General features: G+C 57.0%; 20 protein-coding genes. 10 read left to right on the top strand and 10 right to left on the bottom strand.

From position 1 onward, the window contains the following. Positions 1-45: 45 nt before the first annotated feature. On the bottom strand, positions 46-516 hold the full coding sequence (locus GEI7407_RS13570) for a heavy metal-responsive transcriptional regulator (protein ID WP_015172762.1): 471 nt from the start codon (positions 514-516) through the stop codon (positions 46-48). Positions 517-668: 152 nt separating this feature from the next. Here GEI7407_RS13570 and GEI7407_RS13565 point away from each other — a divergent pair, with 152 nt between their 5' ends. Beyond that, a complete protein-coding gene (locus tag GEI7407_RS13565) occupies positions 669-1574 on the top strand; it encodes a LysR family transcriptional regulator (RefSeq protein ID WP_015172761.1) in 906 nt (301 codons plus the stop codon). Here GEI7407_RS13565 and GEI7407_RS13560 read toward each other — a convergent pair. Beyond that, on the bottom strand, positions 1564-2268 hold the full coding sequence (locus tag GEI7407_RS13560) for a dienelactone hydrolase family protein (protein WP_015172760.1): 705 nt from the start codon (positions 2266-2268) through the stop codon (positions 1564-1566). The genes GEI7407_RS13565 and GEI7407_RS13560 overlap by 11 nt on opposite strands. Before the next feature lie 206 nt (positions 2269-2474). On the opposite strand from GEI7407_RS13560, the gene GEI7407_RS13555 reads away from it, so the two are divergent. From GEI7407_RS13555 to GEI7407_RS13545, 3 genes are all read left to right on the top strand, one after another. Then, positions 2475-3533: a dipeptide epimerase gene (locus GEI7407_RS13555; protein WP_015172759.1), complete on the top strand. Its 1059-nt coding sequence runs from the start codon at positions 2475-2477 to the stop codon at positions 3531-3533. Beyond that, positions 3517-4563 (top strand): DUF1611 domain-containing protein, encoded by a 1047-nt coding sequence (locus tag GEI7407_RS13550; protein ID WP_015172758.1) that lies wholly within the window; start codon positions 3517-3519, stop codon positions 4561-4563. Before GEI7407_RS13555 ends, GEI7407_RS13550 begins: the two co-directional genes overlap by 17 nt. A gap of 90 nt (positions 4564-4653) precedes the next feature. Continuing rightward, a complete protein-coding gene (locus tag GEI7407_RS13545; RefSeq protein ID WP_015172757.1) occupies positions 4654-5145 on the top strand; it encodes a helix-turn-helix domain-containing protein in 492 nt (163 codons plus the stop codon). Between the two features lie 38 nt (positions 5146-5183). On the opposite strand, the gene GEI7407_RS13540 is transcribed toward GEI7407_RS13545, so the two are convergent. Further along, positions 5184-6158, bottom strand: a complete 975-nt coding sequence (locus tag GEI7407_RS13540; protein WP_223294429.1) for an EAL domain-containing protein — start codon at positions 6156-6158, stop codon at positions 5184-5186. A gap of 2066 nt (positions 6159-8224) precedes the next feature. Here GEI7407_RS13540 and GEI7407_RS19660 point away from each other — a divergent pair. Further along, on the top strand, positions 8225-9277 hold the full coding sequence (locus GEI7407_RS19660) for a tetratricopeptide repeat protein (RefSeq protein WP_051030773.1): 1053 nt from the start codon (positions 8225-8227) through the stop codon (positions 9275-9277). A 242-nt stretch (positions 9278-9519) separates the two neighbouring features. Here GEI7407_RS19660 and GEI7407_RS13530 read toward each other — a convergent pair whose 3' ends face one another. After that, positions 9520-9774 carry an Asr1405/Asl0597 family protein gene (locus GEI7407_RS13530; protein ID WP_015172754.1) on the bottom strand — a complete coding sequence of 85 codons (255 nt, stop codon included), beginning with the start codon at positions 9772-9774 and terminating at the stop codon, positions 9520-9522. Between the two features lie 519 nt (positions 9775-10293). On the opposite strand from GEI7407_RS13530, the gene GEI7407_RS13525 reads away from it, so the two are divergent. After that, positions 10294-10848, top strand: coding sequence for a Dps family protein (locus tag GEI7407_RS13525; RefSeq protein ID WP_015172753.1), 555 nt, complete (start codon positions 10294-10296; stop codon positions 10846-10848). A 565-nt stretch (positions 10849-11413) separates the two neighbouring features. Further along, positions 11414-13834 carry a sucrose synthase gene (locus GEI7407_RS13520; RefSeq protein ID WP_015172752.1) on the top strand — a complete coding sequence of 807 codons (2421 nt, stop codon included), beginning with the start codon at positions 11414-11416 and terminating at the stop codon, positions 13832-13834. Positions 13835-13954: 120 nt separating this feature from the next. On the opposite strand, the gene GEI7407_RS13515 is transcribed toward GEI7407_RS13520, so the two are convergent. Next, complete coding sequence (locus tag GEI7407_RS13515; protein WP_015172751.1) at positions 13955-15370, bottom strand: adenylate/guanylate cyclase domain-containing protein; 1416 nt, start codon at positions 15368-15370, stop codon at positions 13955-13957. A 147-nt stretch (positions 15371-15517) separates the two neighbouring features. Continuing rightward, entirely contained in the window at positions 15518-16630 is a 1113-nt protein-coding gene (gene cax / locus GEI7407_RS13510; RefSeq protein WP_015172750.1) for a calcium/proton exchanger, read from the bottom strand. Between the two features lie 815 nt (positions 16631-17445). On the opposite strand from cax, the gene GEI7407_RS13505 reads away from it, so the two are divergent. Beyond that, complete coding sequence (locus tag GEI7407_RS13505; RefSeq protein WP_015172749.1) at positions 17446-20094, top strand: DUF3536 domain-containing protein; 2649 nt, start codon at positions 17446-17448, stop codon at positions 20092-20094. A 140-nt stretch (positions 20095-20234) separates the two neighbouring features. On the opposite strand, the gene GEI7407_RS13500 is transcribed toward GEI7407_RS13505, so the two are convergent. From GEI7407_RS13500 to psb28, 3 genes are all read right to left on the bottom strand, one after another. Then, positions 20235-20642, bottom strand: coding sequence for a YggT family protein (locus GEI7407_RS13500; RefSeq protein ID WP_015172748.1), 408 nt, complete (start codon positions 20640-20642; stop codon positions 20235-20237). A 110-nt stretch (positions 20643-20752) separates the two neighbouring features. Next, positions 20753-21682 (bottom strand): TIGR01777 family oxidoreductase, encoded by a 930-nt coding sequence (locus tag GEI7407_RS13495; protein WP_015172747.1) that lies wholly within the window; start codon positions 21680-21682, stop codon positions 20753-20755. Between the two features lie 11 nt (positions 21683-21693). Then, on the bottom strand, positions 21694-22083 hold the full coding sequence (gene psb28 / locus GEI7407_RS13490) for a photosystem II reaction center protein Psb28 (RefSeq protein ID WP_015172746.1): 390 nt from the start codon (positions 22081-22083) through the stop codon (positions 21694-21696). A gap of 274 nt (positions 22084-22357) precedes the next feature. Here psb28 and GEI7407_RS13485 point away from each other — a divergent pair, with 274 nt between their 5' ends. Both GEI7407_RS13485 and GEI7407_RS13480 read left to right on the top strand, forming a co-directional pair. Continuing rightward, on the top strand, positions 22358-23041 hold the full coding sequence (locus GEI7407_RS13485) for a diacylglycerol/polyprenol kinase family protein (RefSeq protein ID WP_015172745.1): 684 nt from the start codon (positions 22358-22360) through the stop codon (positions 23039-23041). A gap of 223 nt (positions 23042-23264) precedes the next feature. Then, positions 23265-23960, top strand: a complete 696-nt coding sequence (locus GEI7407_RS13480; RefSeq protein ID WP_015172744.1) for a hypothetical protein — start codon at positions 23265-23267, stop codon at positions 23958-23960. A gap of 715 nt (positions 23961-24675) precedes the next feature. Here the strand turns inward: GEI7407_RS13480 and GEI7407_RS20325 are convergent. Then, positions 24676-24825, bottom strand: a complete 150-nt coding sequence (locus GEI7407_RS20325; RefSeq protein ID WP_015172743.1) for a hypothetical protein — start codon at positions 24823-24825, stop codon at positions 24676-24678. Positions 24826-24982 lie beyond the last annotated feature (157 nt).

The following is a 24982-nucleotide window of genomic DNA, read 5'->3' as shown; positions in this document are numbered from 1 at the left end:
CGCAAAAATAGCGCCCTGGAAGAACCAGGCAAAATTTGTCTTTTTCTAACGCTCTAGGCTCTGATTTGGCTTGCTGTTCGTGTCTAAAGAAACAGTCGCAATCAGGGGGCAGACCTGATCTTCGCTGAGATGACTGGCCATCTTCGAGTCCGACATTTTTGACCAGCGATCGCGGTATTCCTCTAGCTCCTCTTTGAAGGCGATCATCTGCTGAATTTGGGAGTCGAGGTGAGCAATTTTTTGCTGTAGCAGCGTTTGCACTAGATCGCAGGGCATTTGGCCGTGATTGCGCACCTCTAGAATGCTGCGAATGTCGTCGAGGGAGAAGCCAAGCGCCTGAGCTTGCTTGATGAACTGCACCTGTTCAACGGTGTCTGGGTGATAGTAGCGATAGCTGTTCTCGCCGCGCTCTGCTGGCTGTAGCAGGCGCAAGCTCTCGTAGTAGCGCAGCGTGCCCACTGAGACGCCCGTTTTCTTGGAGATTTCCCCGATTTTCAGCAAATTAGCGGTCAGCATAGGTGCTTTCTCCCGGCGGTCTTCAAAAGGTCACTCCTTTAGCTTAAACACTCAAGCTGACTAGAGGGTCAAGGGTTGATCACAGCTTGACCGCTCAAAACCTGGCAAAGCCTGTCACGATCTACAGATGAGGTCTGTCTGGTAGCCAGGAGATGGAGCTGCGGCATCTGCGGTATTTTGTGGCGGTGGCGGAGGAGCTGCACTTTGGGCGGGCGGCGGAGCGCTTGCAGATGGCCCAGCCGCCCCTGAGCCAGCAAATCCGCCAGCTCGAGAAAGAGCTGGGATTTGAGCTGTTTCGGCGCACGAAGCGGAGCGTGGAGCTGACGGAGGCGGGGGCGGTGTTTTTGCGGGAGGCGCGGCGGCTGCTGCGGCAGCTGGAGCAGGCGGTGGAGCTGGGGCGGCGCACCAGCCGGGGCGAGACGGGCAAGCTGGTGGTCGGGTTTGTCAGCTCGGCGGCCTACAATGTGCTGCCGCCGATGCTGCAAGCGTTCCGCAGTCGGTTTGGCGATATTGATCTGAGCCTGCGGGAGCTGACGACGGATCAGCAGGTCCAGCGGCTGCGGGAGGGCCGGATGGATGTGGGGTTTATGCGGCCGCCGGTGGAGGATGAGGCGTTTAGCCAGATGACGATTTTTGGGGAGCCGCTGGTGGTGGCGCTGCCGGAGCACCATGCTTTGGGGCGGCAGGCGGCGATCGCCCTGGGATCGCTGGCTGGTGAGCCGTTTATTTTGTTTCCCCGCCCTCTGGCTCCGGGGCTCTATGACCAGATTATTAGTCTGTGTCAGCAGGCAGACTTTAGCCCGAACGTGGTCCAAGAGGCGATTCAGATGCAGACCATCGTCAGCTTGGTGGCGGCGGGGATGGGCGTTGCGCTGGTGCCTGCGTCGCTGCAAAATCTCCAGCGCACGGGGGTGATCTACCGGCCGGTGGCGGAGCCGACGCCCAAAGCGACGATCGCTCTGGTGTGGCGCACCCACGACACCTCGCCGACGGTGCAGCGTTTTTTGGAGGTGGTGCGGGCGATCGCCCCCGATTTGGTTGGCAGCGTTAGCCCTTGAGGTGCGATCGCAAAAATTCCTCGGTTCGCCCGTTGGCCAGGGTGGCGGCTGCATCGTCGTAGGTCTGCCCTCCAAAGCGCGCAAAGGCGTGATCTACCCCGCCGTAGGAGTGCAGCGTCACCTGCTCGTGGCCATCCAGGGCTTGACGGATCGTGGCCTGGGCCTCGGGCGAGACAAACTGATCTTTTTCGGCCAGGTGCAGCATCAGCGGCTGGTGAATATTGGCGGCCTCAGCTAGGTACTGGTCGATGGACACGCCGTAGTAGCTGACGCTGCAGTCGGTGTCGGTGCGGGTAGCCATCAGGTAGGCTAGCAGACCGCCCAGGCAAAAGCCCACCGAGCCCACGCGACCGTTGCAGCTGGGCAGGTGACGCAGGGTTTGCAGAGTGCTGTTGAGATCGGTAATGCCTTTATCGACATCGAAGCCCTGATAGAGTTCGAAGGCTCGCTTCCAGTCTTCGTCGGTGCGGTCGGTGAGCTGGATGCCCGGCTCTTGCCGCCAAAACAGGTCGGGCACCACGGCCACATACCCAGCCGCCGCATACCGATCGGCGATGTGACGCATGACCTCATTCACGCCAAAGATTTCTTGAATAATCACCAGGCCAGGCCCTGTCCCGCTGGGGGGTGTGGCGAGGTAGGCGCTGAAGCTTCCCTGGTCAGCAGCGGCGATCGCGATTTCCTTCGTAGACATGACTCTTTGTCCTTGGTGCAGCAGCGTATAGGGTCAAACTCAAATCTATATTGAGATAGTTGCCCTCACGATACCTGCCAGGCTGACGGGTTGCTATGGAACTCTGAGAAGATTTTTGGCTGGGGTGTCGTTGATAGGATGCTTAGCCGCCAGGGCACTGATACCCTGGATGATCAAATGGTGATGTGGAACTGGTAACTCCCAGCATGCAGGTTTTCCTAGAGCCTTTCACGGTCCACAAACGCTTTGCCCTGCGCATCAGCCGAGGCACCACGGCGGAGTCCACCAATGGGTGGATCCGGGTGCAGCAGGACGGCATCGAAGGCTGGGGCGAGGCGACGGCCTTTTCGATCGGGGAGGTGCAGCAGACCCCAGAGGCGATCGCCGCGTCTCTGGCGACGGTATTGCCGGACCTAGAGCGCTTCCATGCGGGCGATCGCCAAGCCATCGAGGCCCACTGCCGAGAGGCGGGGCTCCTGTCGGCGGCCTGGGCAGGGCTGGACATGGCCCTCCACGACTGGCTTGGCAAGCGGGTGCAGCTGCCCCTGTGGCGATTGTGGGGGCTCGATGTCCAGCGGACGACAGCGCCCATTTCGGTGACCATCGGCATCAGTTCGCCGGAGGCGGCGCGGGAGCGGCTGCGGGGCTGGCTGGAGGTGTTTCCGGCGAGACTCTTTAAGGTGAAGCTGGGCAGTCCCGAAGGCATCGAGGCGGATCAGGCGATGTTTCTGGCGGTGCAGGAGGAGGCGCCTCCGGGCTCGCAGTTTTTTGTCGATGCCAATGGGGGCTGGAGCCTGAAGGACGCGATCGCCATGGCGGACTGGCTGAGCGATCGCGGGGTTCGCTATCTGGAGCAGCCCCTGGCTCGGGGCCAAGAAGCTGACTTGCCGGCACTCTACGGGCGATCGCCCCTGCCCCTGTTCGCCGATGAGAGCTGCTTCACCAGTCGCGACATTCCGGTGCTGGCTGGCAAAGTCCACGGCATCAACATCAAGCTCATGAAGGCGGGCGGCCTCTCCGAGGCCCAGCGCATGGTCCACACCGCCCGGGCCTGCGGCCTCCAGGTGATGTTTGGCTGCTACTCCGACAGCGCCCTGTCCAACACCGCTGCGGCCCAGCTTTCGCCCCTGGCCGATCACCTCGATCTCGATAGCCACCTCAACTTGCTGGACGATCCGTTCAGTGGCGCTAGGATGCAAGGGGGCCGCCTCGTGCCGCCCGATCAACCCGGTCTAGGAGTAAACCACCGTGCGCCTGAGCACTAGCGATCGCTTGGCCGTGCTGCTGCATGACGGCATTTTGACTTCCCAGGGCAAAACCGGCTTGGCCCTGCTGCGCTACAGCGCTGCCCAGCCCGTAGCCGTGATCGATCGCCAAACGGCGGGCCAAAATCTAGAAGCCTTGACGGGCATTGCGGCCTCAGCGCCCATCGTGGATTCGGTACAGGCGGCCCTGGCCCATCAGCCCACGGTGCTGGCCATCGGCATTGCGCCCTCGGGCGGTGCCTTGCCCCCGGAGTGGCGCCAGGAAATCCGAGCGGCGATCGCCGCTGGCGTGTCCATCCTCAATGGGCTCCATACGCCCTTGGCCACAGACCCAGAATTTCAGGGACTCTTGCGGCCGGGACAGCAGATCTGGGACGTGCGCCAGGAGCCTCCGGGGCTGCGCACCGGCACCGGCCAAGCGCGATCGCTCCCCTGTCAGCGAGTTCTGGCCGTCGGCACCGACATGGGCGTCGGCAAAATGTCCACCACGCTAGAGCTGCATCGCCAGGCCCAAAAGCGAGGTCTGCGCTCCAAATTCATCGCCACCGGCCAAGCGGGCCTGATGATCGCGGGGGAAGGCGTGGCCCTGGATGCCGTGCGCGTGGACTTTGCGGCGGGGGCCGTCGAGCAGGCCGTGATCCAGGCCGCCCCGGACCAAGACATTCTCTGGGTCGAGGGCCAAGGCTCCCTGCTCCATCCGGCTTCCACTGCGACGCTGCCGCTGATGCGGGGCGCTCAGCCGACCCACTTGGTGCTGGTCCATCGCGCTGGTCAGGACCACCTGCGCAACTTTCCCGATTTGCTGATTCCGCCGCTGCCGGAGGTGGTGCCCCTCTATGAGACTTTGGCGGCGGGAGCTGGCCTGTTTGGCCATCCGCGCGTAGCGGCGATCGCCCTCAACACGGCCCACCTCGATGAGCCTGCCGCTCAGCTCGCGATCGCCGTTGTCCGAGCAAAAACCGGCCTGCCCTGCACCGATCCCGTTCGCTTTGGTGCCGACGAACTTTTAGATGCCTTTTTGCAGGGCTAAAGTTCTCGCCTACTGCGGATCCCAGCCCATGGCACAGCCACTATAATATCTGGGCTAAGACCTTCTTCCTTCTGAATCTTTCCCGGTTGCATGGCTCAAGCTCGGATCAAGCTCGTTCCCCATCTCAGCTACGAAGAACTGACCCAACGATACCGGGCCTGCCGAGATGCCAAGGAACGCTCTCGGTGGCAGGCCATTTGGCTTCTTAGTCGACCAACCAAACCCCCCAGCGCTGAGCAAGTCGCCGAAGTGATCGGCTTCACTCCCGACTGGGTACGCAAGCTCGTCCATCGCTACAACGAACACGGTCCCGACGGTCTCGTCGATCGGCACCGCGCAAACCCGGGTGGCCAAAAGCCCATCCTCAACCTCGAGCAGCAAACAGAACTGCTCCAGCTTTTGCAGGCGCCGCCCCCCGACGGCGGGCTGTGGAGCGGTCCCAAAGTGGCCCGCTGGATCGAGCAGGTCACCGGCAAGAAAATCAGCAGCGTCACCGGCTGGAATTATCTACGCAAATTTGAGAGCCAGCTCCCCCAGCCGCGCCCTCGGCACCGCCCAGCCACCAGCTCCCAATCTGCCTAGGCCCTGCTGTTGGCGGAGCCTCTTGGAAGGGCGATCGCCTACACCGACGCAGCCCGCTTAATCGGCGCCTCTGCGGGCCGCGCGATCAAAAACCCTTGGGCATAGGTCGCGCCGCGATCGCGCACCCAGTTCAGTTCCTCCAGGGTCTCAATGCCCTCTGCCACGGTCTGGATTTCTAGCTGGTGAGCCATCTCCAGCAACTTCTCAGTGATCAGCGCCTTGTAAGGATCGCTGTGGACATTGCTAATCAGATGGCGATCGAGCTTGATAAAGTCGGGCCGAATTTGGTGAATCAAATTCAAATTGGAATAACCCGCCCCAAAATCATCCAGCGCCACCAAAAATCCTGCTTCCTTATAGAAGCGCAGAATCTTGAGTAGGTGATTGAGCTCCGTCAGCTGAGCCGACTCCATCACCTCAAACACCACCCGATTGTGGGGAATTCCCGCCTCATCGATCGCCCGCACCGTCTTGCGCAGGCAGGTCGCCGGATCGTACACCGACGTCGGCGCAAAGTTAATGAACAAGAGGCTTTCGAGGGAATGGCGCTTGGCCTGCTGGATGGCGCTCTGGCGCGCGATCACATCGAGCTGAAGCAACAGCCCCGCATCTTGGGCTTGGGAAAACAGCACTCCCGGCGAAATAAAGTTACCCTCATCGTCCATGGCCCGGAACAGCGCCTCATGGCTAAACACCTTGGAGGTGTCCTCAACGAAGACAATGGGCTGGAAAAAGCTGGTAAAACGCCCTTTTTCAATCAGGTCCGTAATCCAGGCAGAGCGCTGCAAGCTGATGAAGTTGCGCAGCGAGACCACCCGCGAAAAGTCCTTCAGCTGAGGCTCAAGGGAGCCGCTCATCCACAGCGTGCGGGACTCTTGCAGCTCTTTTTCGGTTAGCCTTTGCTCGATCTCCTCTAGAAAATCTTCTGCTGCCGGTGAATGCAGGTCGATGCTCAAGCACTTGCCTTCCTCGATGGATTCGCAGTTGAGCTTGAGGTGCCAGGCAGCTGACACCAGCTTGTAAAACGTGTGCTCAGACGGTAGCCAAAGATAAATATGGCCCACATCATCCTGGATCGGATGAGGGAGATCTTCACACCGAGAGCAGCGCCCTCTATTCATGCACGATGACTCATGGCGAGAGTTTTGTTTGGGGAGGGTGTTCGTTTTGATCACAATTTCGGGGGGTTGTGAGGGGGAACAATAAAAACGACACTTATTGGCGAGTTTGTATAGCAGAAGGCTGCTGGGCGATCGCCGCTATGACGTGCCACAGGCTACAAGGGAGATCCAGGGTGCGAAGCTGTCTGGGGCGTGATTTGCGCAATCAAAGAGTGACTGTGCAGCACTTTGGAGAGCTTCTCAGTACGCCTTGGAAGGGGTTTTGAGAATTTGCCTGCCAAGGCGATTAGGAAGGGGCCATTGACAGAAATAAGCGCTATTCAAGTCGAAAATTGATTGGCTGGCCAAAGTACTTTTACTTTGATCCCAGCTCCTGAAGCCCCAAAATCTACTCGTAATCGCTCTGGGGCTAAATTTACTAAAAATCTGACCTTCTATTCTCCTCCGATTATAGGATTTGTTAATTAATATACAAAATCTATCCGTAGGTAGAAAGAGGTAAGTGTTAAGTTGGCTACATCGCTGAATAACGGTTGAAAGGTGGAATCTCAAAAGCGGTTCTGCACAAACATAGAAAACCTCAAAAGCCTTAAGAAAAGAAATTTTTAAAGATAGATACAGGATGCAAAAAAACCTCGAGAAGCAGTTGAAGGGCGATCGCCAGAATTGAAATGACTTGCAAAAAGACTTGAAAAGTGATGATTGTTCAAAACATTAATCACTTTGAAAATTCATCCTGAACTTATTGTTTTTAAAATGAATTCTGATCAGCCTAAAAAGCTGTGAATTAGTTTCTCTTATTAATGCTGAAAGAATCGATAATAGACAGCCTGTTAAAGCTCTAAAAAGGGGACTTCTCAAAAGACTCTCTCTAGAAGATATAGCCTGTCAATCCATATTTTTGCCTAATTGCTGTCTTGACTGACGAACGTTAGATAAATTCCTAACTGGATGCAGATTGAATAAATCAGAAAATCTAATCTTCTACTGCTTAAAAGGTTAATTCGTCAAAAAGAATCAGAAGCGCTTGGGACGTTAATGCCAGTTGGGATTCCTAGATAAAGGCTGGTGCCTGGGATGGAAGTTACTGGGAGTGATTCCAGAGTTTCTGGATTGAACTGCTTTGATAGCTACCTCAGCAACCGACAGAATGCTGACGCTGGCCGTAGAGTGAAGGATTTTTTACGGGTAATTTGCCTTGTCATTAGCGGAAGTTCGCTATAGACGCAAGGGGACAAGAGCAAGCAGCGCTGTATATAAATTAACGTAAATCTCCTGTGTTTTGTGCGTAAGCGCTCTGATATCTGGCGCAGCTGGCTCTGACGGGAGATTTGAGTGAAGGCTTCATTAAAAAATCTTTTGAAAGATTTTTGAGATTTGACTATGGGGTTTGGCCTAAACCTAGGACGAATGTTTCAAATACTCTGGCCGATGGCCTCACAGAGGTGCAAACTGACATCCTGCTAGAGAGGGAGTTTGAGCGGAGGGGGAAGTGCTAGACTTTAGGGCGATTTGGCAGGCTGGAGGGTCGAAATTCTCCTCATAATGTCGAATTTAGGGGAAGTTTGGGCGATCGCAACTGTGTCTCTGCGAGAGGGTTGAAGAACCCTAAAACGGATTAAAACGCCAACATATGGTCGTTTTTTCGGAACGCTAAAGACACCAGGCGATCGCAACTAAAGATGAATCTTTTCAGTTTTTGTCAGAAAAATTTAAAAATTGCGATCGCCCTCTAGATGTCCTGCTAAAGCTGACATCAGCCCATGAAGTTTGTGTGGTTTTGCTGAAGAACATTTCTTGCTTTAATCTGCCTTCATGGTGCAAAGGTTAAAATTTACGTAATGTCTCCTAAAGAGTGGCATCGTCTCGCAGGCACTTTGGCCAACTGTACCCCTAGCAGATGCTTGGATATTGACGCTGTGCTAGATACCGGTCAACACACACTGACAGGCAACGCGTTGCTGATCTTTCGTCAGGGCCTAGCCTATGCCGCTGCAAATGCCTACGAAAAAGCGCTGGCAAGCTACGATTGCGTGCTGGGCCTCTGTGCAGACTATTACGAGATTTGGTACGAGCGAGGGCTGGTCCTAGAAAACCTGTGTCGCTACCCAGAGGCGATCGCCAGCTATAACCGGGCCCTGGAGCTTGAGCCTGCGCGGGAGATAGCGTGCAGCATTCTGAGCAGTCGAGGTGACGCGCTGCAGTATGGCTTGGGCGATTATGAGGCGGCCATTTCGAGCTATGAGCGCGCGATCGCCAGCTTGCCGTCTTACTACCTGGCGTGGCACCACCGCGGCAACGCTCTCTTTTATGGGCTCAACCATTTTCAAGCAGCTCTAGAAAGCTACAACCAAGCGATCGAAATCAATCCGGGCTTTGCGGCAACTTGGCAAAATCGGGGCAATGTCCTGGTGGAGATGGCGCACTATTCAGAGGCGATCGCCAGCTACGATCAGGCGCTGGTCCTCAGTCCCGACGATCAGGCCATTCGCTATGCCCGCAGCCGCGCCATCGACAAGGCCGGCGGCATTGACGATCGCAAGCTGCCCACCACCAACCCAGCTTGGTATGGCCGGGGATACTACGAAGACGAGAACGCTGAAGCTGTCCCAGAGCCCACAAAGCCAGAGGTAGAAAAAAGTAGCCCCGAGCCTACGCCTGCGGTCCGCTACCGCCCGGCCCTGCTGCTCGAAGACGAGCTAGGTCAGCGAGAAATCCCCCTCACAGAAAACCTCTGTACCGTAGGTCGCGACCCGCGCTGCACGATTCGCATCCATTCCCAATTTGTCTCGCGGGTCCATGGCACTTTGGTCTGTCTGCCTCAGCCCGATGGCAGCTACGCCTATCAAGTTGTGGACGGCACCCTGGAGGGCAAGCGCAGCACCAACGGCATTTTGGTGAATGGCCACAAACAAGAGTCTTGGGAGCTGAAAGCGGGCGATCGCCTTGACTTTGGCCCCAACGTTCACGCGATTTACCTAGAGCCGACCTACACCCCCCCATCTATCTAGGCGCTCTCCCGCTCAAAAGTCAGTTCGTCATCAGCCCTTTGGATGTACCCAAACCGGGGCAGTGCACTGCCGCTCAGCGAGTTTCGGGAATGAAGGGAGCGCTCGAGAAATTTACCAAATTTCTATGGGTTTCTAAAAGATCTCAAGGGTGCTGAGCTACTGACGATCAGTATCAATAGTTTTGCAGCAGCTCTGGAAGAAAAATGAGGGCAGCGCCCGAAAAGACCTGTGCCGAGCGACCGCTATGACTCAGTGGACCAGCAGCGCTCTAGCCACTGAGCTAGGGAGGAGCGCGGTGTCGTCATTTGCCGAACGACGCTTTCGAGCTGGACAGCCTCGGTGGGGCCGTTGATCCAAACGCGCAAAGGCTGATTGGGGAGGCAGCAGCAGGAAATGCCCAAATCGCGCAGACGGTAATAAACTTGCCAGCGGATCTCCCAGTCGACGTTGACGATGTTGCCGGTTTCGAGATCTTGTTGAGGATTGTGGGGATTCATGCTGTTGCTCCGAAACGGTGGTTTTGGCGCTGCTGCTGTTGCTTGGGCTGGCAAGCACTGCTTAAAGCCTTTCAACTTTGCTAAAGGCTAGCAATTACCTGTGATTATAAATGCAAATTATTCTCAACTGTCAACCAGGGTTGTGGCACGATCGCGGGGGTGATCTTGATTTGGCGAGTGGGCGATCGCGCTCTAGGAGAGCGGTTGCGGGCGATCGCCCCGCGGCATCCTCAGAGGCATTGCCGCCCAATGGTCTTTGTAAAGCAATTGCAAATTTTATCTATTAAATTTCATCAGCCGATAGAATAATGATTCGGTAGCTTCTCAGAATCTCTTTTAAGCTAGGGGGTAGAAGCTTTGTAGATTAAGGCTTCACTTTCTGAGTTTTGCTACATTCCTCGCGAAAAGCTGAGCCAAAATCGCGGCGCGCGTCACGCCCAGAGCAAGGCTGATGGATGAGGAATCCATGACGCTGTATCGACGTTGATTAAGAACGTTTCGCACAGGAGACGGATGGAAATGTCGAGTACGCAAAGTTTGGTGCAAGCCTACGGAGCGGTGACGGATAACCCTATCCTGCTAGAAAAAAGTGTGACGGTGCCGGTCTGTGAGGGGCTCAATGCCGCCTTAGCGAGCTTCCAAGCGCTGTATTTGCAATATCAAAAGCACCATTTCGTGGTGGAGGGGGCGGAGTTCTACTCGCTCCACGAGTTCTTTTCGGAGAGCTACGACGAGGTCCAGGAGCACGTCCATGAGATTGGCGAGCGCCTCAATGGCCTCGGCGGCGTGCCTGCGGCGAGTTTTGCGAAGCTGGCGGAGCTGTGCTGCTTTACGCCGGAGCCGGACGGCATCTATCAGTGTCGGCAGATGCTCGAAAATGACCTAGCTGCTGAGCAGGCAATCATTTCTTTGATTCGTCAGCAGGCGGGTCAGGCGGAGAGCCTGGGCGATCGCGCCACGCGCTATCTCTACGAAAAGATCCTGCTCAAAACAGAGGAGCGGGCGTACCATATCGGCCACTTCCTGGCCAAAGATAGCTTGGTTCTGGGGCTGCTGAATGGGAGCGATCGCTAAAGCGCAATCGCCTCTATTGCCAAATTTGAAAGATTGATAGGGAGCGATCGCCGATCACCGTGGGCGATCGCTCCTTTTGGCGTTTTGGGGCTGATTCTGCGAAGTTGGGAGAAAAGGCGCGATCGCTGCTTGCCCAAAAATTAATCCCATTTCCCCCAGATTTCACGAAGACATTAAAGCTTGCCGCGAAACTTCGCGGGGCCGTAGTTTAGACTTCTGGCAGAGGTGCCATCCGCTTTATTTACGCTACAAACTCCCTAGCAGTAGGGCTGCGCGCACATCGCCAGAGGGTTTTCGCGTCGGCCAAATATTTCGTGAGCTCTCTCCCGGTGCCGCTGCTGTTAGATACCGCTCTGAATCCTGACGGTCCCCAGCAGCGGCAGAAAACCATTGCAGCTTCAGCAAAGCCCTGAGCGCCACTTTGTGCTGGCTTTTCTTGTGAGTTGTCTCCGCCCTCGCCCCAAAAGCTTTCCCCTAGAAGCGGCGGCTAGGCGATCGCACCTCAACGCTTCAGCAACCTACCTGCTTTGCCCCATCTCTTGTTGGTTCTACGAAGGAAGACACTATGTCCGCATTGATTCAAGCCGTCCTCAACAGTGAGGAAAAATCGGATCTTCGGCAGTTTGTCAGCGAACTCCGGGGGGAAGAGCAGCGCTATCTGCTTCGCAACGACATTTTGGGCGCATTCGGGCGCTACTGCAGCCAAAACGACAAACCTGCCTCCTTCCAGTCCTCCTCGTCCCTCGGTCGACTGATCTCCTACACCCAAGAAATCATTCTCGAAGACGAAAGCCTCTGCATCATTGTCCGTCCCAACATCGCTCATCAAGAGACCTACCGCCTCTTTGACGATCTCGCTATCGAGCCCATGTCTGTGCAGGAGCTCTTGGATGTGCGCGATCGCTTCGTCAACCACTTCCACCCCAACGAAGGCGACGTCCTCGAAATCGACTTTCAGCCCTTTTACGACTACTCCCCCACCCTGCGCGATCCCAAAAACATCGGCAAAGGCGTCGCCTTCCTCAACCGCTTCCTCTCCAGCAAACTCTTCCAGGACCCCGCCCAGTGGCTCGAAGCTCTCTACGAGTTCTTGAACCTGCACTCCTACGACGGCACCCAGCTCCTGATCAACGGCCGGATCAAGAGCCAGCGCCAGCTCTCCGATCAGATCAAGCAGGCCCTTAACTTCGTCAACGAGCTGCCCCCCGAGCAGCCCTACGCAGAGTTTCGCTTTGATCTCCAGACCCTGGGCTTCGAGCCCGGATGGGGCAACACTGCCAGCCGCGTCCGGGAAACCCTCGAAATCCTTGACGCCCTCATCGACTCCCCCGACGATCGCTCCCTCGACGCCTTCATCTCGCGCATCCCCATGATCTTCCGGATCGTGCTGGTGTCGCCCCACGGCTGGTTTGGCCAAGAGGGGGTCCTCGGGCGGCCCGATACCGGCGGTCAAGTCGTCTACGTCCTAGACCAGGCCCGCAGCCTCGAAAAGCAGCTCCAGGAAGACCTAATCTTGGCTGGTCTTGACGTCCTCAAAGTCCATCCCAAAGTTGTCATCCTGACCCGCCTGATTCCCAACGCGGACGGCACCCTGTGCAACCAGCGCCTCGAAAAAGTCCACGGCACCGACAACGCCTGGATCCTGCGCGTCCCCTTCCGCGAGTTCAACCCCAATGTCACCAACCACTGGATCTCGCGCTTTGAGATCTGGCCCTACCTCGAAACCTACGTCATCGACTCCGAGCGCGAGCTATTGGCGGAGTTCCAGGGTAAGCCGGATCTGATCGTGGGTAACTACTCCGACGGCAACTTGGTCGCCTTTTTGCTGTCGCGCCGCCTCCAGGTCACCCAGTGCAACATTGCCCACGCCCTCGAGAAGTCCAAATACCTCTTTAGCAATCTTTACTGGCAAGAGCTCGACGAGCAGTACCATTTCTCGATCCAGTTCACGGCGGACCTGATCGCCATGAACGCGGCGAATTTTATTATTAGCAGCACCTATCAAGAAATTGTCGGGACGCCGGACAGTGTGGGGCAGTACGAGTCCTATGCTTGTTTCTCGATGCCAGATCTCTATCACGTGGTCAATGGCATTGAGCTGTTTAGCCCGAAATTTAATGTGGTGCCGCCGGGGGTCAATGAATCGGTGTATTTCCCCTACTCGCGGACCGAAGACCGAGTGCCTGCGAATCGCGAGCGCATCGAGGATCTGTTGTTTACGGCGGAGGAGCCGGAGCACATCTTTGGCAAGCTGGATGACCCGAGCAAGCGGCCGCTCTTTTCGATGGCGCGCCTCGATCGCATCAAGAATCTGACCGGTCTGGCGGAGTGCTTTGGGCGCAGCCCGGAGCTGCAAGAGCGCTGCAACCTCATTTTGGTGGCGGGCAAGCTGCGGCGGGAGGAGTCCACCGATCCCGAGGAGATCAGCGAGATTGAGAAGCTCTACGGGCTGATCGATCAGTACAATCTGCACGGAAAAATTCGCTGGCTGGGGGTGCGCTTGCCCAAGGGCGACTCGGGGGAGATCTACCGGGTGATCGCCGATCGCCAAGGAATCTTTGTGCAGCCGGCGCTGTTTGAAGCCTTTGGTTTGACGATTCTGGAGGCGATGATTTCGGGGGTGCCGACCTTTGCGACGCGCTTTGGGGGACCGCTTGAGATTATTCAAGATCGGGTGAATGGTTTCTATATCAACCCGACGCATTTGAAGGAAATGGCCCAGAAGATTCTGGATTTCGTGTCCAAGTGTGACCAAGATCCGCGGGCTTGGGAGGAGATTTCGAAGCGCGGCATGGATCGGGTCTACAGCACCTATACGTGGCGGATCCACACGACGCGGCTGCTCTCTTTGGCGAAGATCTACGGCTTCTGGAACTACACGTCTAAGGAAAAGCGGGAGGATATGCTGCGCTACCTGGAGGCGCTGTTTTATCTGATCTATCGTCCGCGGGCGAAGGCGCTGCTGGAGAAGCATTCCCACCGCTAGAGCCGATGGGGCGACGCTGCGTGCTTGGGCGCGCGGACCCTAGGCTGGCAAACCCCTCCTCCTGGGCTGATTAGCGCAAGAGGAGGGGTTTTTGCAGGGTGTCTTTGGCCAAGAAAAGGGTCAAGCGGCTTGCTCGGAGGCTTTGCGGCTGATGAGCCAGTAGGTGGTCATTTGGCCGCGGCCTTTGATGTCGATGGTGCCGCGCTTCTCGAAGTGGTAGCGATCGCGCAGCTGCTGATAGACAGCTTCTGTGACCTGGATGCGGCCAATTTCGCCCTGGGATTCCATGCGACTGGCGACGTTGACAGTGTCGCCCCACAGATCGTAGATGAATTTTTTCAGGCCGATGACGCCGGAGACGACGGGGCCGGTGCTGATGCCGATGCGCAGCCGAAAGGGTTCGCCGAGGTCGGTATAGAAGTGGGCGATCGCGCTTTGCATGGCGAGGGCCATATCGGCGATCGCCTCGGCGTGGTTGGCCTGGGGCATGGGCAGGCCGCCGACGACCATGTAGGCGTCCCCGATGGTTTTGATTTTTTCGAGGCCGTGGTGCTCGGCGAGCTGATCGAAGGTCGAGAAAATCCGGTTGAGCAGGTCCACGAGCTCAATGGGCGAGATTCGCGAGGACAGGGTGGTGAAGTCGACGATGTCGGCAAAGAGGATGGTGACTTGCTCGAAGCGATCGGCGATCGCCTGCTGGTTGTGCTTGAGCTTTTCGGCGATCGGCTGGGGCAGGATATTCAGCAGGAGGCGATCGGCTTTTTCTTGCTCGGATCGCAGGGCCTGCTCGGCTTGGCGGCGATCGCGGATTTCCTGCTGCACCCGGCCAAACATCGCCTGAAAGGCCTTGGCGACGTCGGTGACCTCGTCTTGGCGGCGCAGCGAAAGGCTGTAAAAGCGGGGCATGATGTGGGCTTGAGCAATGCTGTCGCCTGCGGCCATGAGATCTTGGCGCAGGCGCACCACCGGCAAAATGACCGTGAAACTGAGCACCCACATCAGCACTGCCGTCACAAACAGGCAAATCAAAATAATCAACCCGGCGATGCGCTGCTTGAAGCCAGACAGCTCCTTGCGGACCCAGCTTGCGTCGTGGCGGATGACGAGCACGTAGGGGCGACTGAGCTGCTCGGGCGATCGCGCGACGTCGTAGCGCTTCTGGTCGTCGCTGTGGTACCGAGCCAGCGGGCGATCGCCCAGCTCCCGAAACGTCAGCGCTGGCGCTTCACCAAAAGCCCCAATCAAGGTGCCGTCCAAATCGTAAAGCGTGCCGCCCAGAACGATAGAGCCAGCCTTGAGATCAGGATTGCGGAAGCGATCGAGGGCCTCAGGCGTGAGACGCTGGGGCACCAGCAGCGCTGTCACCTCACTAGACATCATCTCCAGATTGGCAAAGAGCTCCTGCTCGCGCCGGTAGTAGGAGGGAATAAAAATAATGATTTCAATGATCAGGATGCTGAGGAACACCCAGGCCGTGATCTGCCGCGATAGCCGAGCTTGGATCAAGTTGAGGCCGTTTCGCAGTGTGGATATCATGGCTTCCTAGGGAGCGTGCAGGCGATCGCATCTCTTCCCTTTATACAGGGCTCTTGAGGGAGATCCTGTACAAACCAAAGCGCGATCGCTTCTGGAGGAGCGATCGCGCCATCGCGCTTTGAAAATGCTTCCGATGCTCCTTGAGCCTCAGATCACCGGGTGGAAGTAGAACGCGACGCCCAAGACCGCGTAGGCCGCCAGCAACAGCGTTCCCTCGAGCCAGTTGGACTTGCCGTCGGAGCTGATGGAGTTGGCAATCAGGACCGCCACTGCCACCGCCACCAGCTCAAAGGGATTGAAGTCTAGGTCCATGGGCTGACCCATGAACCAGCCCGCAATCACCAACACCGGCGCGACAAACAGGGCAATCTGCATACTGGAGCCCACCGCCACAGACAGCGAAAGGTCCATCTTGTTTTTCATCGCCACCGTGACGGCCGTGGCGTGCTCAGCGGCGTTGCCAATGATCGGCAGCAGGATCACACCGGTGAAAAGGGGCGTCAGGCCCAGGCTCTCGGTGGCCACCTCCAGGGACTCCACCAGCAGCTCAGACTCGATCGCCACGAGCAGCGTCGCTCCCAGCAAAACGCTGCTCCACAACAAAGTATTGGGCTTATGCTCGCTGATTTCTTCCGCTTTGATCGGTTCGGCGGTGTCCTCGCTCTCGCCCACGATTTCGGCCACGCCGACGTCATAGAGATAGGAGTGGGTCTTCATGGAAAACAGCAGCGTCAGCATGTAAACCAGGATCAAAATGACGGCAACTGCTAGAGAGAGGTTTTGCAGGGTCTTCTCTTCGATCCCGGCGGAGGTGAACTGTACCGCTGTGGGCAGCAGGATCGCGATGACGGCCAGGTTCATGGACGAAGCGTTGACCCGGGCCACAATGGACTGAAATTCTTGTTCCTTGAAGCGGATCCCGCCCAGCAGCATGGCTAGGCCCATCACCAACAGCAGGTTGCCGATGATGGAGCCGGTGATGCTGGCTTTGACCACGTCGATCAGGCCAGCGTTGAGGGCGATGAGGGCGATGATCAGTTCGGTAGCGTTGCCAAAGGTGGCATTGAGCAGACCGCCGAGGGTGGGGCCGACGACCACGGCGAGCTCTTCTGTCGCTGTGCCCATCCAGCCTGCTAGGGGCAAGATGGCGAGTCCAGCGGTGATGAAGACCACGAGCGGGCCCCATTCTAAGAAGTGCGCGGCGATCGAGACGGGGACGAATAGTAATAAGCCGAAGAAAATCAGATTTTTGACTGACATAGAGATAGTGATTGTCCTTGGTCAGGAGGCGTTAGTGAGACCTTGCGCCGTCAACGTTAGCTTAATCAGCCAAACGCCTCACGTCCATCATCTTGGGTTGAGGGGGCAAAAGGTGTCTGCATTGGGGAGCGATCGCCTTTGCTAGAAGGGGGAGATGCTTCTTGGTGCGAGCGATCAGCGCGAAGGCGAGGCAGATAGTCGAAAAAAGCGACTCACTTCTCCACGGGACAAAGGATGGAATTCATGTCAAGTCAATTGACGTTGATCCCCGCAAATTTTCGTGAAAATTTTCTATGAATTCTCAAATTTCTATTACGAAAGTCGACAAGTTTTGAGAATCATTGAGTCAAAAAGCTTGAATAAGAAAGGGCTAAAGGCGTAAGTGGGCGATCGCCTGCTAATGGCTCAAGACTCTGATGGGTATGGCGTTGGGCGATCGCAATCTGGCACCGGTAGCTTTGCCGAAGCTGCCCTACCGCTCCATCGACTGCTAGAGAAATCGAATTTGTATCAGCATGGACAATCTAAGTCTTTATGCGGATTTTCGAATACTTTTGACTCCGCTACTTTAACCAATAGTGTTCCTAGCATTTCGGAGTTCTGCTGTTGGCGAGGCTGCCCTGGCCCAGAAAGGGGCGGTCATTCTGCTAGCGGCCTTTGAGGAGCACTCAGGAATTTTTTGCCCGTGGACAGTTTCAGAAATGCCCGTAGAGGGGTGGATGGGTGAGCCGCTGGTCTGCGCTCGGCGCGCGATCGCAGTGCTCTCGCGTTTTGTGTCTGGGGCTGTCCTTTTGTCCTTTTAGTGATTTATTTGCATGACTTCCTATCATCCCCATCCCGCTTCAGACTCTCCCAGTCCTGAGTCGGATTTGCGATCCGAGGCGGCCCTGGGCTCAACGGTGGAGATTGAGCAGCCCGTAGTGCCTGTGGCCCAGGGGGTCTACGTCACGATTCACGGCCACTTTTATCAGCCCCCCCGCGAAAATCCCTATCTCGACGCCATTGAGCGCCAGCCGAGCGCAGCGCCTTTCCACGACTGGAATGAGCGCATTCACCACGAGTGCTATCGGCCCAACGCCTTTGCCCGCGTGCTCAGCGCCCAAGGGGAGCTGCTGGGGATCGTCAATAATTTTGAATATTTGAGCTTCAATATCGGGCCAACGCTGATGTCATGGCTAGAGCGCTATGACGTGGAGGTGTATCAGCGGATTTTGGAGGCGGACCGCAAGAGCTGCGATCGCCTGAATGGCCACGGCAACGCGATCGCCCAGGTGTACAACCACATCATTTTGCCCCTGGCCAATGAGCGGGACAAGCGCACCCAGATTGTCTGGGGCAAGGCCGACTTTCGGTCTCGCTTTGGGCGCGATCCCGAGGGCATGTGGCTGGCAGAAACCGCGGTGGACGGCCCCACGCTCAAGGCCCTGGTGGCGGAGGGGATTCGCTTTATCATTCTGGCGCCGTCCCAGGTCCAGCGCTGCCGCCCCTTGCCCACGGCAGACGACCCCGACCCAGAGTGGCACGAGGTGGGCGGCGGCCAGATCGATCCCACGCGGCCCTACCGCTGCTATGTGCCGGGGGGCGATCGCCAAAAAGACTACATTGACGTGTTCTTCTACGACGGCCCGATCTCGCGGGACATGGGCTTTAGCGACGCCTTGGCCAGTTCCCACAGCTTCGCGGGGCGGCTGGGCATGGCGGTGCGCGGGGATCACCGTCCGGCCCAGCTGATCGCCGTGGCCACCGACGGCGAAACCTTTGGCCACCACCGGGGCGGCACCGAGAAGTGTCTGGCCTACGCCTTCACTCAGGAGTTTGAGCAGCGGGGCTGGACGGTCACCAACTTCGCCCACTACCTGAGCATTCACCCGCCGCTGTGGGAGGCCGAGCTGAAGCCCGTGACGGCCTGGAGCTGCTCCCATGGCGTCGATCGCTGGCAGGACGACTGCGGCTGCGGCGGGGGCGGCCTGTGGAACCAACAGTGGCGGCGGCCGCTGCGTCAGGCCCTCGACTGGCTGCGGGATCAGCTGATCGAGGTGTACACCTCGGTGGCCAGCCGCTACCTGATCGACCCCTGGGCTGCCCGGAATGACTATATCCAGATCATTCGCGATCGCAGTCCCGCCAATATTCATCGCTTTTTGGCCCGCCACCGCACCCGCCGCCTGACGGCCGCCGAGCAAATCGACGTCCTGCGGCTGCTGGAGATGCAGCGGCACACCCTGCTGATGTACACCAGTTGCGGCTGGTTCTTTGAAGAAATTTCGCGGCCCGAAGGAACGCAGATCCTGCGCTACGCCACCCGCGCCATGGAGCTAGCCGGGGACGTCTCGGGCATCCAGCTCGAGAAGAAGTTCGTCAAGCGCCTGTCCCAGGCTCCCAGCAACGTGGACCTGTTCAAGCACGGGGGCGAGGTGTACCGACAGCTGGTCCTGCCAGCCCAGGTCAGCCTGGAGCAGGTCGCGGCCCACTACGCCATCACCTCCCTGTTTACGACCTACGCGCCGGAGCAGCAGGTCTACTGCTACACTGCCCACCAAATGGACTACCAGCTCCAGCGCATCGGGTCGCTGTCCCTGGTGGTGGGGCAGGTGCAGCTAGTCTCGTCGATCACCTGGGAAACCGGGGACTTTGTCTTTGCGGTGCTCCATTTGGGCGGCTGGGATTTCCACTGCTGCATTCAGCCCTTCAGCGGTCGGCGACCCTATACGCAACTGCGTGATGAGCTGTTCGAGGCGCTGAAGCACGCCAGCGCGGCCCACAGCATCTTGGCGATGAACCGCTTGTTCAACGGCAAGTTCTTTAGCCTCCATGACCTGTTTGCGGAGGAGCGCCACCGGATCATGCGCCTGCTGAGTCAGGAGACCCTGACGCGGCTCGACCAGCTCTACACCCAGGTCTACCGGGACAACTACGGGGTGCTGATGGCCTTCCATCGCGATGGCCTGGAGGTGCCCCAAGAGCTTCAGGTGGCGGCGGAGGTGGCTCTGAGCCATCGGGCGCTGACGGCCCTGAAGTCCCTAGAGCAGGACATGAACGATCCCAGTGTGACGGCCCAGCCGCCGGGATCGGTCCATCTGGCGGAGCTGGAGGCGATCGCCCAAGAAGCGGAGCATCTCCACTGCCGACTGAATATTCCCAGCGCCAGAGTGACCCTAGAGCAGCTGATCTTGCGGGCGCTGTGGCACCTGATGCAGGACTTTGCGCCCGCGACGGCCGAGAGCGAAGTGCAGCAAATCGAGCGCCTGATTCGCCTAGGGGCTCACCTGCACCTGGGGATCAGCCTCGATCGCGCCCAAGAGGTCTTTTTCCAGGGCATTGTGGGACCGGCCCTGGAGAGGGCCGTCCTGGAAGGCTGCTCCCAGGACGAGGTAGAGGGCGATCGCGATCGCGAAGAGCTGCTGCGCTGCTACCTGGCCCTGAGCCGGATTTTGGCAGTGGATACTGGGGCCTTGGTGCGCTAAGGGCGCTAGGCGTCCGGAGATAGGACAACAACGGCCCAACAAAAACGGCCAAACAAAGGAGGCGATCGCACCCAAGGGCGATCGCCTCCTTTGGCATAGAAGCTGTGTCCGGAAAGAAACCGCTGGCTCAGAGCTCGGCCCTAGGCGCTCTTGCTCCAAATCAGGCGCACCAGCTGTCCCACCAGCCACGCCAACAGCGCATAGACCGGCATGGCCACCAGCAGATTGACATCAAAAATCGGGCCGCTGCTGGAGGCTGGACTGATAAAGAGGGTCGAGAACGGAGCGGCAAAAGGCTCTGACAGACCGTAGATCACCTGAGCGAAGGTATTTTCTGGGTTAGCGCCAAACAGCCGCAGCAAGAACCGCAGCAGCAGCAAGATCAGCAGCGCTCCAACGGTGTAGTAAATGACGCTCACCGCCCGGTTGACCCGCGCTTCTCGAAAAGCAACGGACATGCGCCACTCTTCTTCCCGCAGGCGCAGCTCTTCCCGCTGTCGCTCGGGGTCTTCGTAGGGCTCTTCGTAGGGTCTTCTGTCTTCTTCCATAGCTCGACTCCGTGGACTTCTCGTCAGTCTCCAGCCCATTGATACCACGTCTAGAGAAGGAATGGCTTCGGGCACGCAGGGTTGCCCTGCGGCGGGGCTGGGGGCGATCGCTACCCGCCTTTGAGGATGTTTTGCAAAGCGGGTTTCACCGTCGGGTACTGAAACACAAACCCTGATGCCTCGGTGCGCTTGGGCAGGACCTGCTGACCTTCGAGGACGACCTTGGCGCCGTCACCCAGCAGCAGCTCCAGCACAAAGCCCGGCACCGGCAGCCACGAGGGACGCCCCATCACTTCGCCCAGGGCCTGACAGAAGCCCTGCATCCGCACAGGATTGGGGGCGGTGGCGTTGTAGACGCCGCTCATGCTGGTGTCGGTGAGCGATCGCAGAATCAGGTTTACCAGATCCTCGCGATGAATCCACGAGAACCACTGCTGGCCCGTGCCCAGCGGCCCACCTGCGAAGATCTGGAAGGGCGTCAGCATCTTAGCCAGCGCCCCGCCCTCTCGGCCCAGGACAATGCCCAACCGCAGAATGACCAGCCGCGTGCCGCTTTCCTTCACGCCCTGGGCTTCGCCTTCCCAGGCCTGGCAGATCTCCGCCAAGAAGTCTTGACCCGGCGGGCTGCTCTCTTCGAAGGTGGCTGTCTCGCTGGTGCCGTAGTAGCCGATGGCGGAGGCATTGACGAGGACGGCGGGCTTGGGGTTGCTTTGGGCGATCGCCTCTACGATGCGGCGCGTGCCCAGCTGGCGGCTCTCTAGCAAGACCTTCTTGTGCTCGGGGGTCCAGCGCTGCTCCGCGATCGGCTCACCGGCCAGGTGCACCACGCCATCACAGCCTGCGATCGCCCCCTGCCACGGCCCCGGCTCCGTCCCGCCGTAGGCCACCACCTCCACCGTCGGGAAGGCCGTCTTGGGAAAAACGCGACTTGCTTTAGCGGCGTTGCGGCTCAGCACCACCACCGAGTGACCCTCACCGGCCAGCCGCTGCACCAAGCGGCTTCCCACAAATCCTGTTGCGCCCGTTACTGCTACCTTCATGGCTTCTTGACTCAATCCTGAGAATTTTCGCGATTGGGTTCACCGTACGCCATTCCGTTGGCCTCTGCATAGCGGTCCATAAATCTCCGAAAGCGCTCCCAGTGCTCCTCCCGCTCGATCTCAAACTTGCAGTCCACGCGCTCGAGGTCGTCCCCTTCCGGCCCGCCAAAAATGAACTGCACCGAGGATGGCTCGACCGTAATTTGACCCTCGCTGTCCGTGAGCAGCAGTGCATTTGAAAAGCGTTTGCGATAGCTATTAAAGCGCTCAATGCAGCGCAATTTCTCAAAACTTAGCAGCACTGAACGCGCGCCTGTGTTGCGATTGCGGCGCAGACTAACGTTTGAAATTTCTTCTGAAATCCCTTCAAAAAATTCGACTGAGGGCAGAGAAGTAGTCATGTAAAAAAGTAATTTCAATCATATTGAAGCTCAGTATACAAAACATTGCTGATGCTAACCTCGGCACCCTGACAGAGACGATCTCCAGTCATCACCAAGGGCGATCGCTCCCTTCCCCGCGAGAAATATTCGAGGGGCGATCGCGGGCCTCAAAAATCGCTGTATTCTACTTGAAATGTTTGCTGTGCCGAGTTTGTGAGAGTCTGCAAGACTGCACTGTCGTAGGCTGTCTCGGTCGCCGCAGCATCCTGTCGCCCATGGGACCAATCGATCGGTGGATCTCTCAAACCTGATAGTTCAAATTGTGCTCGTGGCGCTCTGGCTCGGCCTCATTGGTGCCCTGGCCACCGTCGCTCACCGCATCACCCAAGGCAATACCGAAATTGCTCGCAAAGTTGTTCATATTGGGACGGGCAACGTAATTTTGCTGGCCTGGTGGCTGCAAATCCCGGCCTGGATTGGCATTTCCGCTGGCGTCCTGGCAGCCATCGTCGCCCTGTTGTCCTACAAAATCCCTTTTTTGCCCGGCATCGACAGCGTCGGCCGCAAAAGCCTCGGCACCTTCTTCTATGCCGTCAGCATTGGCGCGCTGGTGGCCTGGTTTTGGCCGCTGCAAATGCCCTACTTCGCAGCCCTTGGCATTTTGGTGATGGCCTGGGGCGACGGCTTGGCCGGCCTGATCGGCCAGCGCTTTGGCCGCCGCAAGTACGAGCTCGGCGGCATCAAAAAAAGCTTTGAGGGCTCCTTCACCATGGCCTTGGTCAGCTTTGCGGTCAGCGGCGCTATCTTGCTGAGCGCCTATGGCTGGCAGGGGCCTGTTTGGGGCATCGCCCTGGGGGTGGCCCTGGTGGCTACGGTGCTAGAGGCCTTTTCGAGCCTGGGAATCGATAATCTGACCGTGCCTCTGGGCAGCGCGGCGCTGGCGTTTTGGCTCAGTCAGCTGTTGGGGCTTGCCTAGGGCGATCGCGCCTTGAATGGCCATAGGCGATCGCCTTCGAGAACTTGCTACACCCGTGGTCGAGTTCACCCTTTGGCCTGCTTATTTCAGCCAAATTCCTGAGAAGACATCCGTCTTATTGCCTATTTCGAAATACTAAGCATTAAAACTTGTTACGATATTTCAAGAATTCTAATCTCAGACAGATTTTTATTTCTCAAAACCGACTAGCTGGAGTTTTTGGATGCAGTTTCTACGGTCTTCTGAGCCCCTTTTGCGTCGCAAACAACATGCTCTGGATGTCCAGGATCTCAAAGGTCTTTTGAAGCTTGATCTAAAAATTGGTAACTTCCAGCTTTTATCCGGCACCTATACGCGAATTGATCAAGTTTTCTTGCTCTGGGGCGTGATTACGGCCGTTATCTTTTTGACAGCCCAGTTTATGCCGATCGCCTGGCACATTCAGGCGATCGCCTGGAGCGTCTTGACGCTAGTGGGAACAGCGTTCATGGGCTGGCTGGCCTGGTGCTGGGTGCGGATTGAGCGCCTCAGCTGGCTGATCTACCTCTGGGGCTCCTTAATGCTCAGCGGCGTCATTCTGACGGATTTGGGCATTTTCCTGGGCTGGGGATGGGTGCTGATGCACCTGTGCTCGCTGTGGCTCGTGCTCAGCGCCCTTGGATATGTGGGAATGGGCCTGGGGATGGGCTCGCGCACCTTCCTTTTGGTAGGAGGGTTCCACCTCTGTGGAATCGCCGTTCTACCCCAGATGCTTGGCTGGCAATTTCTAGCGACGGGCGTACTGATGGCCGGGAGTTTGCTGCTTTTGGCAGAGGTGCAGTGGGATATGCGTCCTCCCATTGAGAACTACGCTTTCTTGACCGCCGAAGAACAGGAATTTAACCGACAGCAGCAGCACCTCCGTCAACTAACTTCTTGATGTTTTATTGCTAAAAAATTAAGTATTGCTTTTGAAGGAGGACGCTCCTTCATGGAGTAGCCATAATGAGGTCAATACAGCAAGAAATCGAAGTTTTTTATCTTGAAACTTTTGACAATAGGCTGTGAAACCATCGCAAGCTTTTTGCTGTTTTGCTTGCTGATTGCCAACCGAAGGAGAACGGCCGCCAGGAAGGCAAATGGTTGCGCTAAAAAGTCTGGGCATCAGGCTTTTGAAAAATGTGAATAAGAGTTGATGGGAGAACAGAGATGTAGCAGGGTTTTTGCCGTTTCCCCTGCCTCATGACCGCCGAGAGGATGCGAAACCATCCCCAAGAACAGCTTGAGGGGTCAGCATCAACTGAATGTTCTCCCAATCTCCTCTTTTGACGTCAAATAGCTTTTGAAAAAATTACTCGAAAGCGATCGGCTGGTGGAAGAAAAATCCACTGCGATCGCCATTTTCGTTTGCCCAATAAATTACAGTCTTATTCTCAAATAGCTTTAGATTTTGCTGCCTTGAAATGGTTGATTCAAAGTATTTATTCTGGCTAGTTCTGTTTGTTGAGCGAAATTTATAGCGAATTCAAACCATAGAATTCTCATTAAGACAGATTAAAGGGCGAATCCAAGAATGTAAGGAATTCTTGGATTCGCCGTTGAGAATATCAGTCAAAGCAAATGCAATGCAGCGATGAATTTATTTGTCCTCCTAACTAATCAACAGTTTTAGTTTCTTTGTACGGGTCACCTTCAAAGGGTTGAACTCCGACGTCTGGATACTGATCATCACTAGGGCCAAAAATTCGAGCAACACCTTCCGATATGTAGCGGAACATGTTTTCGAAGGCGAGGGAGATATTCATAGGGCGTCCTCAGGGTGAGTTGAAGCGATGCCGAGATCCCGTTTAGAACTGATATCTCATACCTCAATAGTAGGGCTAAAGCCCCTTGGACGCTTGAAGTTCGCAATACTTTTTTGCATTGAGAAGCCAATATTGCTTAATTTCTGAAAAACTTAAT

It is taken from the genome of Geitlerinema sp. PCC 7407 (genome assembly GCF_000317045.1).
Classification (GTDB): domain Bacteria; phylum Cyanobacteriota; class Cyanobacteriia; order PCC-7407; family PCC-7407; genus PCC-7407.
This window is presented reverse-complemented; position numbering and strand designations above follow the sequence as displayed.

Coding starts and splice junctions, on each gene's coding strand:
- GEI7407_RS13565 (WP_015172761.1), top strand. CDS start 669: ATGGAGCTGCGGCATCTGCGGTATTTTGTGGCGGTGGCGGAGGAGCTG.
- psb28 (WP_015172746.1), bottom strand. CDS start 22,083: ATGACTACTTCTCTGCCCTCAGTCGAATTTTTTGAAGGGATTTCAGAA.
- GEI7407_RS13525 (WP_015172753.1), top strand. CDS start 10,294: ATGTCGAGTACGCAAAGTTTGGTGCAAGCCTACGGAGCGGTGACGGAT.
- GEI7407_RS13520 (WP_015172752.1), top strand. CDS start 11,414: ATGTCCGCATTGATTCAAGCCGTCCTCAACAGTGAGGAAAAATCGGAT.
- cax (WP_015172750.1), bottom strand. CDS start 16,630: ATGTCAGTCAAAAATCTGATTTTCTTCGGCTTATTACTATTCGTCCCC.
- GEI7407_RS13545 (WP_015172757.1), top strand. CDS start 4,654: ATGGCTCAAGCTCGGATCAAGCTCGTTCCCCATCTCAGCTACGAAGAA.
- GEI7407_RS20325 (WP_015172743.1), bottom strand. CDS start 24,825: ATGAATATCTCCCTCGCCTTCGAAAACATGTTCCGCTACATATCGGAA.
- GEI7407_RS13480 (WP_015172744.1), top strand. CDS start 23,265: ATGCAGTTTCTACGGTCTTCTGAGCCCCTTTTGCGTCGCAAACAACAT.
- GEI7407_RS13570 (WP_015172762.1), bottom strand. CDS start 516: ATGCTGACCGCTAATTTGCTGAAAATCGGGGAAATCTCCAAGAAAACG.
- GEI7407_RS13505 (WP_015172749.1), top strand. CDS start 17,446: ATGACTTCCTATCATCCCCATCCCGCTTCAGACTCTCCCAGTCCTGAG.
- GEI7407_RS13500 (WP_015172748.1), bottom strand. CDS start 20,642: ATGGAAGAAGACAGAAGACCCTACGAAGAGCCCTACGAAGACCCCGAG.
- GEI7407_RS13530 (WP_015172754.1), bottom strand. CDS start 9,774: ATGAATCCCCACAATCCTCAACAAGATCTCGAAACCGGCAACATCGTC.
- GEI7407_RS13515 (WP_015172751.1), bottom strand. CDS start 15,370: ATGATATCCACACTGCGAAACGGCCTCAACTTGATCCAAGCTCGGCTA.
- GEI7407_RS13495 (WP_015172747.1), bottom strand. CDS start 21,682: ATGAAGGTAGCAGTAACGGGCGCAACAGGATTTGTGGGAAGCCGCTTG.
- GEI7407_RS13555 (WP_015172759.1), top strand. CDS start 2,475: ATGCAGGTTTTCCTAGAGCCTTTCACGGTCCACAAACGCTTTGCCCTG.
- GEI7407_RS13560 (WP_015172760.1), bottom strand. CDS start 2,268: ATGTCTACGAAGGAAATCGCGATCGCCGCTGCTGACCAGGGAAGCTTC.